This window comes from Agromyces bauzanensis (assembly GCF_014645655.1).
GTDB lineage: Bacteria > Actinomycetota > Actinomycetes > Actinomycetales > Microbacteriaceae > Agromyces > Agromyces bauzanensis.
Window position 1 is genome coordinate 124,074 of the sequence record NZ_BMMD01000005.1, and the last position, 16,927, is coordinate 141,000.

The window sequence follows — 16,927 nt, forward strand, 5'->3', positions numbered from 1 at the left end:
GTGCCGGATCGCGCACCGACAGGACGACAAACGCCGCTGCGTGCCCGCGCGTCGGTGGGCCGTCCATGCACCGCCTCTTGAGGGTGCGCCCGACTCACCCGACTCGGGCGAACTTCGGTGACACTGGAGGCGACGATGCCCCACACGAAGAATCCGACACCCGAGACACCTACGCCGACATCCCAGCGCCGACGGCGCGTGCGGCTCGCCGCAGTCGCCGGCGTCGGCGCACTCGTGCTCACGGCGCTCGTCGCCGGCCCCGCTCATGCAGACCACCCTGAGGTGAGCCTGACGGGCAGCGACTTCGAGATCGACACCAACGCGAATCTCAAGGTCGACGACGCGACGCCACCCTCACTCGACTGGGCGAGCGTCGAAGAGAATCGGCAGCCCGACCTGGCGAGCGGGTCCGGTGACGACTCGTTCGGCCAGGGCTCCAAGGAGGACACCGAAGTGCCCACGGTCGTCGACGGCAGCATCCCGCCCAACAAGAGCGACCTGAAGAACTTCGGCACCTACCTCGAGGAGGCCGACGGCGGTGACTTCCTGCACCTGTTCTGGCACCGCGTCCAGGACCCGAGCGGCACGACGAACATGGACTTCGAGTTCAACCAGTCGGAGACGATCTCGGGCAACGACGTGACTCCCGACCGGACCGAGGGCGACATCCTGATCCAGTACGACCTCGCACAGGGCGGCACCAACCCGCAGTTGTTCGTCGCGTACTGGCTGACCGATGCCGACTTCGACGGCACGGCGGTGACCAAGGCCGACTGCGTCGCGGCCAACGCGTTCCCCTGTTGGGGGCTCCGCGCAGACCTGACCGCCGCGGGTGACGCGACCGGATCGATCAACACCACCGACATCCCGGCCGCCGACTCCGACGGGCTCGCCCCGCTCGTTCCGGCTGGGCAGGTGGTCTCGGCCCGGACCTTCGGCGAGGCGACCGTCGACTTCTCGGCGATCGTCGGCGACGACGAGTGCGTCTCGTTCGGCAGCGCGTACCTGAAGAGCCGGTCCTCCGACTCGTTCACGGCCGCGATGAAGGACTTCATCGCTCCGGCAGACGTCGACCTCACCAACTGCGCGAAGGTGATCATCCACAAGCAGACCGACCCCGACGGCGCCACGACGTCGTTCGACTACACGACGGCGTTGGTGACGCAGGACGACGGCACGGACCCGAGCTTCAGCCTGTCCGATGACGGCACGCAGGAGTACGACAACGTGTTCTTCGGGAGCGACCTGACGGTCACCGAATCGGCACCGCCGTCCGGGTGGAGCCTGATCGGCATCGACTGCTCGGCGAGCGTCGGCGTGACGCCCTCGAGCACCGACCTCGTGACCGGCACGGTCACGTTCGACCTCGATGACGCCGATGACGTGCTCGAGTGCACCTACACCAACCAGGCGAAGGGCACCATCGTCGTCGAGAAGGTGACGAGCGAGCGCTTCGGCGCGTTCGACTTCACGTCGGGTTCGCTGCCGGACACCGCGTTCACGCTCACGACGACGGCGGCCGGCGCCGCAGGCAAGGACGCGAACACGTACGCGAACCTGACTCCGGGCACGTACGACGTCGCCGAGACGGTCCCGACGTACTGGAACCTGACGAGCGCGACCTGCGACGACGGTTCGGATCCTGCGTCGATCGACCTCGCCGCGGGTGAGACCGTCACCTGCACGTTCGTCAACGCGCCGGAGAAGGGCTCGATCAAGATCGTCAAGACGCGCAAGCACGCGGCCGGCGGCTCCGGCGATCAGCCGCACGCCGACGTGACGTTCAAGGTCACGGGCGGCGGACTCTCCCAGGGCATCGTCGTCACGACGAACGCTCAGGGCATCGCCTGCGTGCCGGACCTCGTGGTGAGCGGCCTCGCCGGCAACTACACGGTGACCGAGACGGTTCCGAGCGGTTACGTCGCGCTGTCGACGAACCCGCAGACGGCGGCCGTGGCCGAGAGCGCGGCCGACTGCAGCAACACGCCGGCCGGCGCGACCAAGACATTCGCCAACATGCCGTTGACGAACATCACCGTGTCGGTCGACTCGCAGGTCCCCGGCGGCACGTTCTCGAGCATCGAGTGCGACGCGACGATCGAGGCCCCGGACACCGATCCGGATGTCTCGCTGAGCGACCAGCTCGACGACCCGAGCGTGACGATCCAGGGCCTGCAGCCGGGTACCTACAGCTGCGTGGTGGTGATCGACCCGTGAGCTGAGGAAGGAGCTCACTCCTGAGACGAAGGGGTCCCGTCGGCGCCGCCGGCGGGACCCCTTCTGCCTCCCGAAAGGGAGCATGAGTATTCCTCATTTTTAGTGGCGGACAGGTACCGACGGGTGTACTGTGCGGCCTAGCGAAGACTCCCCGTCTGGGGACGATGCAGCCGGAGCCCGATTTCCCCCCGTCCACCGGCAGGACGACTTGAGCCAGTGCGTACCCGCGCGCCGGCACCGCGCCAGTGCACCGCCCTGCAGGGGTGCGCCCGACTCATCCGATTCGGGCGAAGTCCGGTAGCACTGGAGGCGACGATGCCCCACACGAAGAACCCGACACCCCAGGCCACTCGACCGGCGCGGAGACGACGACGCCTTGGCGCGACGGCCGGAATCGGCGCGCTCGCTATCACCGCCCTCGTGGGCGGCCCTGCCTTCGCCGGCCATGGCGATGTCAGCCTGGCCGGCAGCAACTTCGAGATCGACACCGACGCCAACCTCAAGGTCGACCACGCCGCGCCGTCTGTGGACTGGGTGTCGTTCGCCCAGACGGGTGCGAACCCGCCCGAGAAGCGGAAGGCCGACCTGCCCCCCGGATCGGGCGACGATTCCTTCGGCCAGGGCTCGAAGGAGGACACCCTGGTGCCCACGGTCGTCGACGGGAGCATCCCGCCGAACAAGAGCGACCTGACGACGTTCGGCCTTTATCTCGAGGAGACCGCGGGCGACGACTTCCTGCACATGTTCTGGCACCGCGTCCAAGACCCGACCGGCACGACGAACATGGACTTCGAGTTCAACCAGTCGGAGACCATCTCGGACAACGGGGTGACCCCGGTACGGACGGCAGGCGACCTGCTGATCCAGTACGACCTGGCCAACGGCGGGACGGTACCTGAGCTGTTCCTGTCCGAGTGGGTCGCAACCGGTGACAAGTCGCTCTGCGAGGCCGCGAACAGCACCCCCTGTTGGGGTGATCGGGTGAACCTCAGCGACTCCCTCCTCGCGACCGGGTCGATCAACACGAGCGTCATCCCCGAGGCGGAATCCGACGGACTCGGCGATGTCTCGCCGCGCACGTTCGGCGAGGCGACGGTCAACTTCTCGGCGATCGTGGGCAGCGGATGCGTCGCCTTCGGCAGCGCCTACCTGAAGAGTCGCTCGTCCGACTCGTTCACGGCCGCGATGAAGGACTTCATCGCTCCGACGGACACCGGGATCAACAACTGCGGCGCGCTGAAGATCGTGAAGACGAAGAAGCACGCGGCGGCCACACCGACGACGCAACCGCACGCCGGCGTGGTGTTCAGCGTCTCCGGTGGGACCCTCCCCGCCGGAACGACGGCCACGACCGACGCGAACGGCGTGGCGTGCATCGCCGGCATCGACGCTGGGAGCTACACCGTCACCGAGACGGTGCCGACCGGATACGCGGTGACCTCTGCCAACCCGCAGAACGCGACGGTGGTGGCTGACACCACCTGCGCCACCGCGACGCCCGTGACATTCACCAACATGCCGTTGACGAACATCACGGTCTCGGTCGACTCGCAGATCGACGGCGGCACCGCCTCGACGATCGACTGCGACGCCGCGGCCGACCCGCCGTTCGAGCAGGTCACGGGCGCGGACGGCGATGGGTCGCTCACCAAGAGCAACCTGCTGCCCGGGACCTACACCTGCGTGATCATCATCGATCCGTGACCCGGGACGAGACACCCGCGACCGGGTGGAGGCATCCGTCCGACCGCACCTGACGAGGAAGGTCCCGCCGGCATCGCCGACGGGACCTTCCCGATGCGCCCGGCGCAGGCTCCCTTATGCGCCGAGCGCTGCGTAGACCTCGCGCAGCAGTTTCGCCGTCTCGGACGGCGTCTTGCCGACCTTGACTCCGACGGCCTCGAGGGCCTCCTTCTTGGCCTGCGCGGTGCCGGCCGAACCCGACACGATCGCGCCCGCGTGGCCCATGGTCTTGCCCTCGGGTGCGGTGAAGCCCGCGACGTAGCCGACGACGGGCTTCGTGACGTTCGCCTTGATGAAGTCGGCCGCGCGCTCCTCGGCGTCGCCGCCGATCTCGCCGATCATGACGATCGCCTTGGTCTCGGGGTCGGCCTCGAACGCGGCGAGCGCGTCGATGTGCGTGGTGCCGATGACCGGGTCGCCGCCGATGCCGATCGCGGTCGAGAAGCCGAGGTCGCGCAGCTCGTACATCATCTGGTACGTGAGCGTGCCCGACTTCGAGACGAGGCCGATCGGGCCCTTGCCCGTGATGTTGGCCGGGGTGATGCCCACGAGCGACTCGCCGGGGCTGATGATGCCGGGGCAGTTCGGCCCGATGATGCGGGTCTTGCCGCCCTGCTCCTTGGCGTAGGCCCAGAACTCGGCCGAGTCCTGGACGGGCACGCCCTCGGTGATGATGACGAGGAGCGGGATCTCGGCGTCGATGGCCTCGAGCACGGCGTCCTTCGTGTACGCCGGGGGGACGAAGGCGATCGAGACATCCGCCCCCGTCTGCTCGATGGCCTCGGACACCGAGGCGAACACCGGAAGCTCGACCGGGTTGCCGTCCGTGTCGTCGTGCAGCACCGTCGTGCCCGCCTTGCGGGCGTTCACGCCGCCCACGACCTGGGTGCCCGCCGCGAGCATGCGCGCGGTGTGCTTGGAGCCCTCGCCGCCGGTGATGCCCTGGACGATGACCTTGGAGGCCTTATTCAGGAAGATCGTCATTGCTCTGCAGTCCTTCTCTACGCGGCGTTCGCCAGCTCGGCGGCCTTGTCGGCGCCCTGGTCCATGTTGTCAGCGAGGGTGACGAGCGGGTGCGCGGCCTCCTCGAGGATGCGACGGCCCTCGACGACGTTGTTGCCGTCGAGGCGCACGACGAGCGGCTTGTTCGCGGCCGAGCCGAGCTCGGCGAGCGCGCCGACGATGCCCTTGGCCACCTGGTCGCAGGCCGTGATGCCGCCGAAGACGTTCACGAACACCGCCCTGACCTGCGGGTCGCCGAGGATGATCGAGAGGCCGTTGGCCATGACCTCGGCCGACGCTCCACCGCCGATGTCGAGGAAGTTCGCGGGCTTCACGTTGCCGTGGTTCTCACCGGCGTAGGCGACGACGTCGAGCGTCGACATGACGAGGCCCGCGCCGTTGCCGATGATGCCCACCTCGCCGTCGAGCTTCACGTAGTTGAGGTCGAGCTCCTTGGCCTTGGCCTCGAGCGGGTCGGCCGCGGCCTTGTCTTCGAGGAGGGCGTGGTTGGCGTGCCGGAACCCGGCGTTCTCGTCGAGCGACACCTTGCCGTCGAGCGCGATGATGTTGCCGTCTTCGTCGAGGATCAGCGGGTTCACCTCGACGAGCGTGGCGTCTTCCGACTTGTAGACGTCGTAGAGCTTCACGAAGACATCGGCGACCTTGTCGACGAGCTCGGCCGGGAAGTTCGCGGCCTTCGCGATCTCGCGGGCCTTCTCGGGCGTGATGCCGGTGCCCGGGTCGACCTCGACGCGGGCGAGCGCCTCGGGCTTCTCGACGGCGAGCTGCTCGATCTCCATGCCGCCCTCGACGCTCGTCAGCGAGAGGTAGGAGCGGTTGGCGCGGTCGAGCAGCACCGAGAAGTAGAACTCCTGCGCGATGCGGGCCCCGCCCGCCACCATGACGCGCTTCACGACGTGGCCCTTGATGTCGAGGCCCAGGATGTCGCGAGCCGCCGCCTCCGCCTCGTCGGGGTTCTTCGCCACCTTGACGCCACCGGCCTTGCCGCGGCCGCCCGTCTTCACCTGGGCCTTCACCACGACGACGCCGCCGAGCTTCTCGGCCGCGGCGCGGACCTCTTCGGGGGTGTCGGCGACGATGCCCGGGAGCACCGGGACCCCGTACTTCTCGAACAGGTCTCTGGCCTGATACTCGTAAAGATCCACGCTCTACTTCCAATCGATCCGCACGCGCGATCGCGCACAGGTGCTGGTGGGGTGCGGCCCGGCCATGACTCTCTCGATATCGAGATATACGGGCCGACGACCATGGTACTCCGCATCGACGAACGCTCCGAACCGTAGGACAGCCCCACCATGCTGGCGCTGTGGCCGGGCCGGTGCGAGACTTCCAGCATGACCGATCAGACCGAGCCGATCCATCGCACCGACCCTCACGACGTGCGCGTGCACTCCAAGCTCAACTGGCTTCGGGCCGGCGTGCTCGGCGCGAACGACGGCATCGTCTCGGTCGCGGCGCTCGTGGTCGGCGTCGCCGCCGCCACGACGGATGTCGGACCCATCCTCATCGCGGGCGTGGCATCGGTCACCGCCGGGGCCATCTCGATGGGCCTCGGCGAGTACGTGTCGGTCTCCAGCCAGCGCGACACCGAGCACGCGTACATCGCGAAGGAGCGCTGGGAGCTCGAGACCATGCCGCAGCAGGAGCTCGAGGAGTTGGCCGGGCTGTACCGAGCGAAGGGGCTCTCGGCCGGAACCGCCGAGAAGGTCGCCGAGGAACTCACCGCGCACGACGCGCTGGCCGCGCACCTCGAGGTCGAGCTCCGCATCGACCAGGAGGACATCGTCAACCCGTGGCACGCCGCGTGGGCGTCGGCGGCATCGTTCCTCGCCGGCGCGGTGCTGCCGATGCTCGCCATCCTGCTGCCGCCGGCCGAGTGGCGCATCGCCACCACGTTCATCGCGGTCATCGTGGCACTCGCCATCACAGGCTGGCTGAGCGCCTGGATCGGCGGCGGCCCGAAGACCCGCGCCATGGTGCGCCTCGTGATCGGCGGCACGCTCGCGCTGGCGGTCACCTGGGGCATCGGCGCCCTCCTCGGCGTCGCCACCTCGTAAGGCCGGCGCCGTGGCCGAGGCGCGCGTCGGCATCTCCGGCTGGCGCTACCGGCCGTGGCGCGGCGTCTTCTACCCGAAGGGGTTACGCCAGGCCGACGAGCTCGCCTACGCGGCCGAGCGCCTCACCTCCATCGAGCTGAACGGCCCGTTCTACTCGCTGCAGCGGCCCGCCAGCTGGCATCGCTGGCGAGACGCCACACCCGACGGCTTCGTCTTCGCGGTCAAGGGCCCGCGCTTCATCACGCACCTCAAGCGGCTGAGCGACATCGACGCGCCGCTTGCGAACTTCTTCGCCTCGGGCGTGCTCGACCTCGGCACGAAGCTCGGCCCGATCCTCTGGCAGTTGCCGCCCACCCTGCGCTACGACGAGGCGCTGCTCGACGCGTTCCTCGGCCGGCTGCCCCGGTCGCGAGCGGATGCCGCGACCCTCGCATCGGGCCACGATGAGCGGATGTCGGGGCGCGCGTCGTTCTCGGTGGGCGCCGACGCGCCCCTGCGCCACGCCGTGGAGGTGCGGCATCCGTCGTTCGAGAGCGACGACTGGATCGCGCTGCTCGAACGGCACCACGCGGCATCCGTCACCGCCGACACCGCCGGACGCTACCCACGGCTCGACCGCACCACCGCCGACTTCGCCTACGCACGCCTGCACGGCGAGGAGGAACTGTACGCCTCGGGCTACGACGACGCGTCGCTCGATCGCTGGGCGGCCTGGGTCACGGCCCACGTCGAGGCCGGGCGCGACGCCTACGTGTACTTCGACAACGACATCAAGGTGCGCGCACCGTTCGATGCGATGGCGCTCATCGCGCGGGTGCCGCGGCCGGGCGGGTGACCGCGGCCGCCGAAGGGGGTACGGCGGCCGCGGAGCGCGGCCATCCGGGCGTCGCGAGCAGGGTGCCGTCGCTCTGCACGGCGAGCACGTCGACGTCGAAGCGCTCGGCGAACTCGTCGAGCGCGTCGTGGCCGCCGGCGACGATGCCGGTGGCGAGCACGTCGGCGGTCAGGATGTCGCGGGCCGCCACGCTGACCTGCGAGAACGGGCTGGGGCCTGCCCCGGGCGCTGTCCAGATGTGGTCGCCCCGCTCGGCACTGCCCGACGTCGCGACCGCGAGCCGGCGTGCGCCGAGGTCGACGCCGGCGAGCATCGACCGGCGGTCGGCGGGATCGACGATGCCGACCTGCCACGGCGTCGCTCCCGCGGTGACCGGCGCGACCAGCACGTCGCCGCCCGCGTCGATGCCCCAGCGTGCGAAGCCCGCCCGCTCGATCGCCACCCCCGCCTCGGCGATCGCGAGCGCCTTCACGACGCCGTTCAGGTCGATCGCGCCGTCGCCCCGATGCGGCGTGAATGCGCCGCCCGTGCGCGCCCGCCAGTCGAGCGCGATCGCGTAGGCCTCGCGCACCTCGGGGCTCGCGTCGGTGAGTGCAAGCTGACCGCGGTTGACCCGATTGAGCTCGGATGACGGACGAAAGAGGCTGCAGCGCGCCTCCCAGCGGGCGAAGGCGGCATCGGCCGCGGCGAGCGCGCCGTCGGCGAGCGCGCCATCGACGAGCGCGCCATCGGTCGGCAGTTCCACCTCCACCTCGCCGAGCCGCACGCTCACGACGGTGCCCATGGCGGGGAACGCGCCGAGCGGTGACTCCATCAGAAGCCCGCCTGGTCGAGCGCCGACTGCAGCGAACGCAGGTACCCCATGCTCGTGTAAGTCGCACCGCTCACCATCGACACCGAGGCCGACTGCGCCTGCAGCACCTCGTTGCGGAGCACGGGCGCGGCCCGGTTGCTGATCTGCACCGACCGGCGGTCGGCGTCGGTGAGGTGCAGCGCGCTGACGTCGGTGATCGCGCCGCCGGACACCGTCACCTGCACCTGCACGTTCCCGAACCGGGTCGACATGGTCGCTCCGGTGTAGGTGCCGTCGATCCCGGATGCCGCGGCCTGCGGCGCCGTGGCGGTGGCACCGCCCGTGGCGCCCGCGCCGGTGCTCGTGCCCGACCTCCCGGTGGCCGATCCGGTGCTGCTGCCGGTACCCGTGCCGGCGTCGGCACCGGATGCCGCGGCATCCGTCGCCGAGTTCGAACCGCCCCCGGTGCCCGCGCTCCCCTGCACGACGGGCGACGTCACGGCGCTCATCGCACCGAGCTGCCAGCCGCCGAGGATCACCACGGCCGATGCCGCCGAGGCCAGGACCGCTGCGCGTCGTCTCACCAGTCGAACCTTTCGTGATGGATCTGCTCGGGCGCCAGGCCCGCGGCGCGGGCCTCCGCGAGGACGCCCTCCGACCAGGCACGGGGCCCGCACACGTAGAGGTCGCTGTCGGCGAGCCGCGGGACGAGGTTCCTCAGCGCCAGGCCCTCGCGCTCCGCGGCATCCGTCAGCCAACCGCTGCCGCGTGAACCCGGCACCGTGATGAGCGTCGCGCCGCGGTCGCGGCAGATCGCGCGGATCTCGTCGAGCAGCCACCCAGACGTGGCTTCCTGCGTGCGCAGCACCACAGTCGCCTGACCGGGCCGGAACGAGGCCGACTCGAGCAGCGATCGGATGGGCGTCACGCCGATGCCCGCCGCGACGAGCGCGAGCCGCGACCGGCTGCGGGAGGCCTCGCTGAAGATCCCGTACGGGCCCTCGATGGCGACGCGCGTGCCGGGCAGCAGGTCGGCGATGCCCGCAGACCCCGCGCCGAGCGCGCGCACCGTGATGCGGAGCCGCTGCCCCTGCGGCGCCGCCGACAGCGAGTAGGGATGCGCCTGCCACCACTGTCCGGGCGTGAGGAACCGCCACACGAAGAACTGCCCGCCCGTCGCGTGCAGCCGCTCGAGGTGCTCGCCCCGCATCGTGATCGAGACGACGCCGTCGTCGAGGCGCTCGACCGATTCGACCACCAGCCGGTGCCGGAGGGTCGCGACGACCGGTACGAGCACCCGGTACACGGCCACCGCGCCGAGGGTCAGGATCGTCACCGCCAGCCAGTACCCGCGCTGCCACGTGCCCTCGGCGAAGAGCGCGCCGGTGCTGAACTGGTGCGGCAGCGCCGCGAGCACGGCCACGTAGACGAGCAGATGGATGAGGTGCCACGCCTCGTAGCGAAGTCTGCGGCGCACGGCCACGAGCGAGGTCACGACCACGAAGGCGAACAGCGCGAACCCGAGGATCGCGAGCGGCAGGTCGGGCAGCGACCAGATCGCGATGGCCTCGGCCACGAGGTCGACGCCGTCGGCGACGGCGTAGCCCGCGAGCAGCAGCACGCCGTGCGCGATGAGCAGGTAGATGACGGGCTTGCCGAGCTTGCCATGGAACGCCATCGCGGCGTCGTGCCCCACGGCGCGCTCGATGAGCGGCACGCGCGCGGCGAGCAGGAGCATCACGAACACGAGGTCGGTGGCGACGAGGCCTGCGATGATGCCGAGCGAGGTCAGTGCGGCGCCGGGGTCGCCGAACCGTGCGGCGCCGCCGTCGGCGAGGAAGAGGGCGATCGTGATGGCCACGGATGCCGCGGCCGCCGCTTGCAGCAGGTCGACGCGCCAGAGCCGGCGGGCAGTCCGGTCACGCTCGGGCCCTGGCGCCGGGCGGGCCCGCCGCTCGAGGTGCCGGGCGTCGTGAACGAGGAAAGCCATGTCCCCATGGTGCGCGGCGGGCCTATCCGTGCCCGATGCGTCAACTGGGTGCGGCCTGTGAACTCCCACGTGCTCGCATGCGATCGAGCCGGCCGGCGGTCTCGTCGAACGCCGATCTCCTAGAGCTTCTCGATGGGCGCGATCTTGATGAGGAGCTTCTTCTGCCCCGCGGTGTCGAAGCTGACGTGCGCGATGCGCTTCGTGCCCTCGCCCGTCACCTGCGTGACGCGCCCCTCGCCGAAGTCGACGTGGCGGATGCGGTCGCCCGCCTCGAGCGTGAGGTCGCCGTTGTCGCGCACGGTGCCCGTGACCCGGTTCGCCCACTCGGCCCTCGGCGCGGCGCTCTTCGTGACGCTGTAGCGCTCGAGGTCGCGGTCGCGCGTGCCCCAGGCGCCGCCCGGCCGACGGGCGTTGAGCGCGCGGGGTTGCGTGCCGCCACGGCTCGTGGCCATGCCGGGCGACTGCTTCCAGTCGATGAGCCCCTCGGGGATCTCCTGCAGGTACCGGCTCGGCATCGCGACGGCGACCTCGCCGAACTGCGCACGGCTCATCGCGAGCGACAGGTAGAGGCGCTTGCGAGCGCGGGTGATGCCCACGTAGAAGAGCCGACGCTCCTCGGCCGGGCCGCCGGGCTCGGAGGCCGACATCTGGTGCGGCAGCAGGCCCTCCTCGAGGCCCGTGAGGAACACCGCGTGGTACTCGAGGCCCTTGGCGGTGTGCAGGGTCATGAGCGACACGGTTCCGGATGCGTCGTCGAGCTCGTCGGCCGCGGCGACGAGCGACACCTGCGTGAGGAAGTCCACGAGTGTCGCACCGGGATTCTCGCGGTCGAAGTCGCGGGTCTGCGCGACGAGCTCCTCGACGTTCTCGGCGCGGGTCTCGTCCTGCGGATCGCGGCTGTTGCGCAGCGCGTCGATGAGGCCCGACCGCTCGACGAGGAACACGAGTACGTCGCTGACCTTCGCGGCGCCCTCGTTGGTACCGGCCGCGATGGCCTCGGCGTTGGGCACGAGCATGGCGGCGGCCTCGTCGAGCAGGTCGGCGAGCCCGGTGATCGCGGCGGTCACCTTGGGCCCGAGCCCGAGGCCGTCGGCCGCGCGCATGGCCTGCCGGAACGTCAGCGCGTTCTGCTCGGCGAAGCTCGCGATGGCCGTCTCGGTGGCGGGGCCGATGCCCCGCTTCGGCGTGTTCAGGATGCGGCGGAGGGCCAGCTCGTCGAGCGGGTTGGCCACCGCGATGAGATAGGCCATGGCGTCCTTGATCTCGGCGCGTTCGTAGAACTTGGTGCCACCCACCACGCGGTAGGGCAGCGCCGATCGCACGAAGATCTCTTCAAGCGCACGGGTCTGCGCGTTGGTGCGGTAGAACACGGCGATGTCGCGGTAGGCGACGCCCGACCGGTGCAGCGCCTCGATCTCGTCGGCGACGAACTGCGCCTCATCGTGGGCGGTATAGCCGGTGTACCCGGTGATCTTGTCGCCGTCGCCGTCGGCCGTCCAGAGCTTCTTCTCCTTGCGGTCGAAGTTGTTCGAGATGACGGCGTTGGCGGCGCTCAGGATGTTCTGCGTCGACCGGTAGTTCTGCTCGAGCAGCACGACCTTCGCGCCGGGGAAGTCGCGCTCGAACTCCACGATGTTGCGGATGTCGGCGCCGCGGAACGCGTAGATGGATTGGTCGGAGTCGCCGACCACCGTGAGGCTGGCCCCGGGGATGCCGCCCGAGGCATCCGTCAACGCGCGCACGTTCACGCCGTGCTCGCCCATCTCGACGACACGGTCGGCCGGGATCGGCTGCGTGAGCTCGCGGATGAGCGCGTACTGGGCGTGGTTGGTGTCCTGGTACTCGTCGACGAGGATGTGCCGGAACCGCCGCTGGTAGAGCGACGCGACCTTGGGGAACGCACGGAACAGGTACACGGTCTCGGAGATGAGGTCGTCGAAGTCGAGCGCGCTCGCATCGCGCAGCCGGCGCGTGTACTGCCGGAAGATCTCGAGGAACATCACCTCGGCAGGGTCGTTCGTGTTCACGTTGCGCGCGTACGACTCGACGTCGGCGAGCTCGTTCTTGAGCTTCGAGATCTTCACCTGGGCGTTCGCGGGCGTGAAGCCGAGCGTGTCGGCGTCGAGCTCCTTGATGATGCGCTTCAGGATGGTGCGCTGGTCGGCCGAGTCGTAGATCGTGAACGTCGACGACAGGCCGATCGCCTCGGCCTCACGCCGGAGGATGCGCACGCACGCCGAGTGGAACGTGGAGATCCACATGCCGGATGCCCCCTCGCCGAGCAATGCCTCGACGCGCTCGCGCATCTCGGCCGCGGCCTTGTTCGTGAACGTGATGGCGAGGATCTGGCTCGGCCACGCCTCGCGGCTCTCGATGAGGCTCGCGATGCGGTGCGTCAGGACGCGCGTCTTGCCCGACCCCGCGCCCGCGACGATGAGGAGCGCCTGGCCGCGGAACTCGACGGCCTCGCGCTGCTCGGGGTTCAGGCCCTCGGTGAGGCGGGAGCCGGAGGTCGCGGTGGGCGCCTCGCGCCAGCCGGCCGGGTCGTCGGGGTCGAGGATCAGCGTCATGTCCCATCAAGTGTAGGCGCGGCATCCGACACCCGTGCCTTCGCGCGCCCTCACCGCCCTCGCCCGTCACCCACCCATGTTTCCGTTCCCGCGGGAGGTGCCCACTCCCCCGGACACCTCGCGCGCAAACGGAAACATGGCATGACCCGGTGGGCGTCACGAGCGGCGGACGTCGGGGCGCCGAGAGCGAGCGGATGCCACGTCGGCCGCCGCGGCCACAGTGCGCGCCTCGACGCCGAGATCGGGGTGGTCGACGAAGATGCCGTCGACGCCAGTGTCGATGAGCAGCGTGAACTCCCCGAGCCAGTCGCCGAACGCCGCCCTCGCGGAACCGCGGCGGAAGCCGCGCGCGAGGAATCGGTTCTCGGGGCGCAGCGTCCACGTGTACACGCGGAGTCCGGCCGAGTGCGCCGCGTCGACGAGCCCACCACCGACGAGGAGGCCGCTCGCGCGTCGCTCCATGTTCTCCCTGGCCGCATCCTCCGCCGACGTCGACCGGAGCTCTCCGATGAGCCGACCCTTGCCGACGCTCACCCCGTCGACGCGGCCGGCGAGCCCGAGGAGCCCGGCCTCGGTGGCGAAGTCGTCGTATCGGGCGGCCCCGCGCCCGTGCGCGCGCAGGAGGTCGTACGGCGCGCCGGTCGCCTCGATGAGGAACACCCGAGGAGCGCGGATGCCGCGGGCGCGCAGTCGATCGAGCAGGTCGAGCTCGAACGACTCAATGATGAGCCGCTCGTCGCCTCGCCCCCACCCCGCCGCCTCGAGCTCGGCGACGAACAGCTCGTCCAGCGGGAGTCCGAGCTCGGCGAAATGGGTCGCGTGCTTGAACTCCGCCACCATCCGCAGCATCCGCCGGTGCTCGTCGGCCGCCGCGTCGATGAGCTCGAACAGGTCGCGCAACCGCAGCAGCGGGTACCGGCGGTCGAAGCTCGCACTCTCCTGCCGCAGCGCGCCGAGCCGCTCCGTGGCCCGGAGCGTCGCGAGCTCGGCCCATGTGAAGTCCTCGGTGAACCAGCCGGTGAGCGACCGGCCGTCGACCTCCCGCGTCGTGCGGAGGCCCGCGAACTCGGGCCTCGTCGCGACATCCGTCGTTCCCGAGATCTCGTTCTCGTGACGCAGCACGAGCACGCCGTCGCGCGTCGCCACGATGTCGGGCTCGACCGCGTCGGCGCCGAGAACGAAGGCCAGATCGTAGGCCGAGCGCGTGTGCTCGGGACGGTAGCCCGACGCACCGCGGTGCCCGATCACGAGCGGGTGCCCCGCGGTGTCCTGCAGCATGGGCCCAGCGTAGCCACCCGGCTCCGCACTGCCGCGGGAATCCGCGCCGAACTCAAGGCGTTAACACGGATACGACGGGTACATTGGGCGAGTGGCACGGATGCCGCACCCGCCCCCGCACCGACGACAGCCGAAAGCAGAGGAACCCCATGGCTCTCGACAATCCCGCATTCTCGCGGAATTCCGCCTTCTCATCGCAGGGAGCCGCCGCCGTCGCAAAGAACGTGTCGGCCCAGCAGCTCCAGGAGATGTACAACCAGCCCGCGACGCTGCCCGACCGCGAGGTCATGACCGTCGAGAACACGGTCGCCAAGACCGCCGGCGCATTCGCCGTGCTGCTCGTCGGCGCGGCCGTCGGCTGGCTCGTGACGCCCGCCATGCCGTGGCTGTTCTGGGTCGGCGCGATCGTGGGCTTCGCGCTCGCGCTCGTCAACATCTTCAAGCGCGAGCCGTCGCCCGCGCTGATCCTCGCCTACGCGGGTGCGCAGGGCATCTTCCTCGGCGGCATCTCGCTCATGTTCGAGGCGGCATACGCCGGCATCGTGGCCCAGGCCGTGATCGGCACGCTCGCCGTCGTCGGCGTGACGCTCGCGCTCTTCGCGAGCGGCAAGGTGCGCGCGTCGAAGAAGGCCACGAAGATCTTCCTCATCGCCATGGTCGGCTACCTGGTGTTCTCGCTCGTCAACATGATCCTCATCTGGACGGGCGTCAACACCGACCCGTGGGGCCTTCTCGGTGCCGAGATCTTCGGCATCCCGCTCGGCCTCGTCATCGGCGTGCTCGTGATCCTGATGGGTGCGTATTCGCTCGTGCTCGACTTCGACGCGATCCAGCAGGGCGTGCGCAACCGCGCCCCGAAGAAGTACGGCTGGTCGGGTGCCTTCGGCATCATGGTCACCGTCATCTGGCTGTACCTCGAGATCCTCCGCTTCCTCGCCATCGCGCGCGACTAGCGAACGGATGTCGCGGCGCTCGCGTCGCACCACGGAACGGCCGTCTTCGGGCGGCCGTTCCGTGTTTCCGGGGCGCCTCGCCCGAGCACCCACCGCGCACCGGACGCGCTCAGAGCCCGAGCGCATCCACCGACGCGCGGATGGCGCCGGCCGACGCGTGCAGCGGCCTCCGTTCCTCGGGCGAGAACGGCGTCTCCTCGATCGCGACCGCGCCGTCGCCGCCCACGACGCAGGGAACCGAGAGCGCGACGTCCTCGAGTCCGTGCACGCCGCCGAGCACTGTGCTCACGGGCATGACGGCGCGCACGTCCCGCAGCACCGCCTCGACGATGCGCGCACCCGCGAGGCCGACGGCGTAGTCCGTGGCGCCCTTGCCACGGATGACGGTGCGTGCGGCATCCCGCACCTCGCGGGCGATGTCGTCGAGCTCCGCGGCCGAGAACGGCTCGCCGCCGCGCCAGTCGAGGATCAAGACGGCATGGGGCGCCCGTTCGAGGAGCGCCGGCAGGAGTCGCTCGAGGATTCGCGCGGTGAAGACCGGATCGTCGCGTGGCGTACCGCTCGCCCCGCTGGACGCGGAGGTGCGCACGGCGATCACGGCTGCGGGCGACCGCATCGACGCGCCATCGGTCGTGCATGCCTGGGAGGCGGCACTCGACGCGGCGCCGCACGCCGGCCCGCCCGTGTGGCTGCACGGCGACCTGCTTCCCGGCAACCTGCTGGCCGACGGCCACCGGCTCACCGCGGTGCTCGACTGGGGCGCGCTCGGGCTCGGCGATCCCGCCGCCGACCTGACTCCCGCGTGGACGCTGTTCGCCGGCGGGGCGCGCCGCACGTTCCGCGAGTCATCGGGCGCCGACGACGCGGCGTGGGCGCGCGGCCGCGGGTGACCCTCCTCACCTGGTCGACCGCCTTCGCGTGGATCGGCGCCGCGGGTGCGGCGCTGTACTACGGCGCCGAGATCCTCGGCATCCGCACCTTCGCCGAGGCATCCCTGCGACGCGGCGACGCGAGCCTCCTCGACGAGGTCCAGGCGCTGCGCGAACGACCGACGGCGATCGCGCTGTTCGGCGTGGGGCTGCTGCTCGTCGCGGTGGCCGGGGTGCTCGCGGCCATCGCGATGTCCCGCGCCCGAGTGCCCTGGGCGCGGACGGGCGTCGTGTTCGCGGCCGGTCTCGTGCTCGTGCTGCCGCAGTTCTTCACCCCGCCCGCGATGCGCATCGCGCACGGCGTGCTCTTCGGCGTCGGCTGCCTCCTCGTGGCATTCGCCGTCACCCGGCTGGGCTCGCACCGTCGCTGAGGATCGGCATCCGCTGCCGACTGGCCGTCACGACCATGAGCGTCCGCCGGCCCCTGTGACGAGTCGAAGGACGCTTCAGACGACACGCCGAGCCGACGACGGCGTGTCGACGCGAATCTCCTTCGACTCGACACGCCATCAGGTGCTCGACCGAAGCCGGGCGCTCCG

15 protein-coding genes are annotated in these 16,927 nt (G+C 70.4%); 7 read left to right on the plus strand and 8 right to left on the minus strand.

Annotated elements, in window-relative coordinates; translation table 11 throughout:
• Nucleotides 1–135 precede the first annotated feature (135 nt).
• A complete protein-coding gene (locus tag IEX31_RS06345) occupies nucleotides 136–2,217 on the plus strand; it encodes a prealbumin-like fold domain-containing protein (RefSeq protein WP_188742597.1) in 2,082 nt (693 codons plus the stop codon).
• Nucleotides 2,218–2,637: 420 nt separating this feature from the next.
• Complete coding sequence (locus IEX31_RS06350) at nucleotides 2,638–3,921, plus strand: MSCRAMM family protein (RefSeq protein ID WP_188742598.1); 1,284 nt, start codon at nucleotides 2,638–2,640, stop codon at nucleotides 3,919–3,921.
• A 114-nt stretch (nucleotides 3,922–4,035) separates the two neighbouring features.
• Here IEX31_RS06350 and sucD read toward each other — a convergent pair whose 3' ends face one another.
• Both sucD and sucC read right to left on the minus strand, forming a co-directional pair.
• Nucleotides 4,036–4,944, minus strand: coding sequence for a succinate--CoA ligase subunit alpha (gene sucD / locus IEX31_RS06355; protein ID WP_188742599.1), 909 nt, complete (start codon nucleotides 4,942–4,944; stop codon nucleotides 4,036–4,038).
• A gap of 17 nt (nucleotides 4,945–4,961) precedes the next feature.
• Nucleotides 4,962–6,128, minus strand: a complete 1,167-nt coding sequence (sucC, locus tag IEX31_RS06360) for an ADP-forming succinate--CoA ligase subunit beta (RefSeq protein ID WP_188742600.1) — start codon at nucleotides 6,126–6,128, stop codon at nucleotides 4,962–4,964.
• A 189-nt stretch (nucleotides 6,129–6,317) separates the two neighbouring features.
• Between sucC and IEX31_RS06365 the strand changes: the two genes are divergently transcribed.
• Together IEX31_RS06365 and IEX31_RS06370 are read left to right on the plus strand one after the other, a co-directional pair.
• Nucleotides 6,318–7,040, plus strand: coding sequence for a VIT1/CCC1 transporter family protein (locus IEX31_RS06365; RefSeq protein WP_188742601.1), 723 nt, complete (start codon nucleotides 6,318–6,320; stop codon nucleotides 7,038–7,040).
• A gap of 10 nt (nucleotides 7,041–7,050) precedes the next feature.
• Nucleotides 7,051–7,875 carry a DUF72 domain-containing protein gene (locus tag IEX31_RS06370; RefSeq protein ID WP_188742602.1) on the plus strand — a complete coding sequence of 275 codons (825 nt, stop codon included), beginning with the start codon at nucleotides 7,051–7,053 and terminating at the stop codon, nucleotides 7,873–7,875.
• Here IEX31_RS06370 and IEX31_RS06375 read toward each other — a convergent pair.
• From IEX31_RS06375 to IEX31_RS06395, 5 genes are all read right to left on the minus strand, one after another.
• Nucleotides 7,844–8,689: an FAD:protein FMN transferase gene (locus IEX31_RS06375; protein ID WP_188742603.1), complete on the minus strand. Its 846-nt coding sequence runs from the start codon at nucleotides 8,687–8,689 to the stop codon at nucleotides 7,844–7,846. The genes IEX31_RS06370 and IEX31_RS06375 overlap by 32 nt on opposite strands.
• Entirely contained in the window at nucleotides 8,689–9,252 is a 564-nt protein-coding gene (locus IEX31_RS06380; protein WP_229662150.1) for an FMN-binding protein, read from the minus strand. Before IEX31_RS06380 ends, IEX31_RS06375 begins: the two co-directional genes overlap by 1 nt.
• Nucleotides 9,249–10,658: a ferredoxin reductase family protein gene (locus tag IEX31_RS06385; protein ID WP_188742604.1), complete on the minus strand. Its 1,410-nt coding sequence runs from the start codon at nucleotides 10,656–10,658 to the stop codon at nucleotides 9,249–9,251. The genes IEX31_RS06380 and IEX31_RS06385 overlap by 4 nt, the downstream gene beginning before the upstream one ends.
• 119 nt (nucleotides 10,659–10,777) lie before the next feature.
• Nucleotides 10,778–13,228, minus strand: coding sequence for an ATP-dependent helicase (locus IEX31_RS06390; protein ID WP_188742605.1), 2,451 nt, complete (start codon nucleotides 13,226–13,228; stop codon nucleotides 10,778–10,780).
• 156 nt (nucleotides 13,229–13,384) lie between these two features.
• Nucleotides 13,385–14,506, minus strand: coding sequence for a glycerophosphodiester phosphodiesterase family protein (locus IEX31_RS06395; RefSeq protein WP_188742606.1), 1,122 nt, complete (start codon nucleotides 14,504–14,506; stop codon nucleotides 13,385–13,387).
• Nucleotides 14,507–14,655: 149 nt separating this feature from the next.
• Here IEX31_RS06395 and IEX31_RS06400 point away from each other — a divergent pair, with 149 nt between their 5' ends.
• Entirely contained in the window at nucleotides 14,656–15,459 is an 804-nt protein-coding gene (locus tag IEX31_RS06400; RefSeq protein ID WP_188742607.1) for a Bax inhibitor-1/YccA family protein, read from the plus strand.
• 109 nt (nucleotides 15,460–15,568) lie between these two features.
• Here IEX31_RS06400 and IEX31_RS06405 read toward each other — a convergent pair whose 3' ends face one another.
• Nucleotides 15,569–15,931: a Rossmann-fold NAD(P)-binding domain-containing protein gene (locus tag IEX31_RS06405; RefSeq protein WP_308423481.1), complete on the minus strand. Its 363-nt coding sequence runs from the start codon at nucleotides 15,929–15,931 to the stop codon at nucleotides 15,569–15,571.
• A gap of 58 nt (nucleotides 15,932–15,989) precedes the next feature.
• On the opposite strand from IEX31_RS06405, the gene IEX31_RS06410 reads away from it, so the two are divergent.
• A complete protein-coding gene (locus IEX31_RS06410; RefSeq protein WP_188742656.1) occupies nucleotides 15,990–16,349 on the plus strand; it encodes a phosphotransferase in 360 nt (119 codons plus the stop codon).
• Nucleotides 16,346–16,759, plus strand: a complete 414-nt coding sequence (locus IEX31_RS06415) for a hypothetical protein (RefSeq protein ID WP_188742609.1) — start codon at nucleotides 16,346–16,348, stop codon at nucleotides 16,757–16,759. Before IEX31_RS06410 ends, IEX31_RS06415 begins: the two co-directional genes overlap by 4 nt.
• Nucleotides 16,760–16,927: the final 168 nt, after the last annotated feature.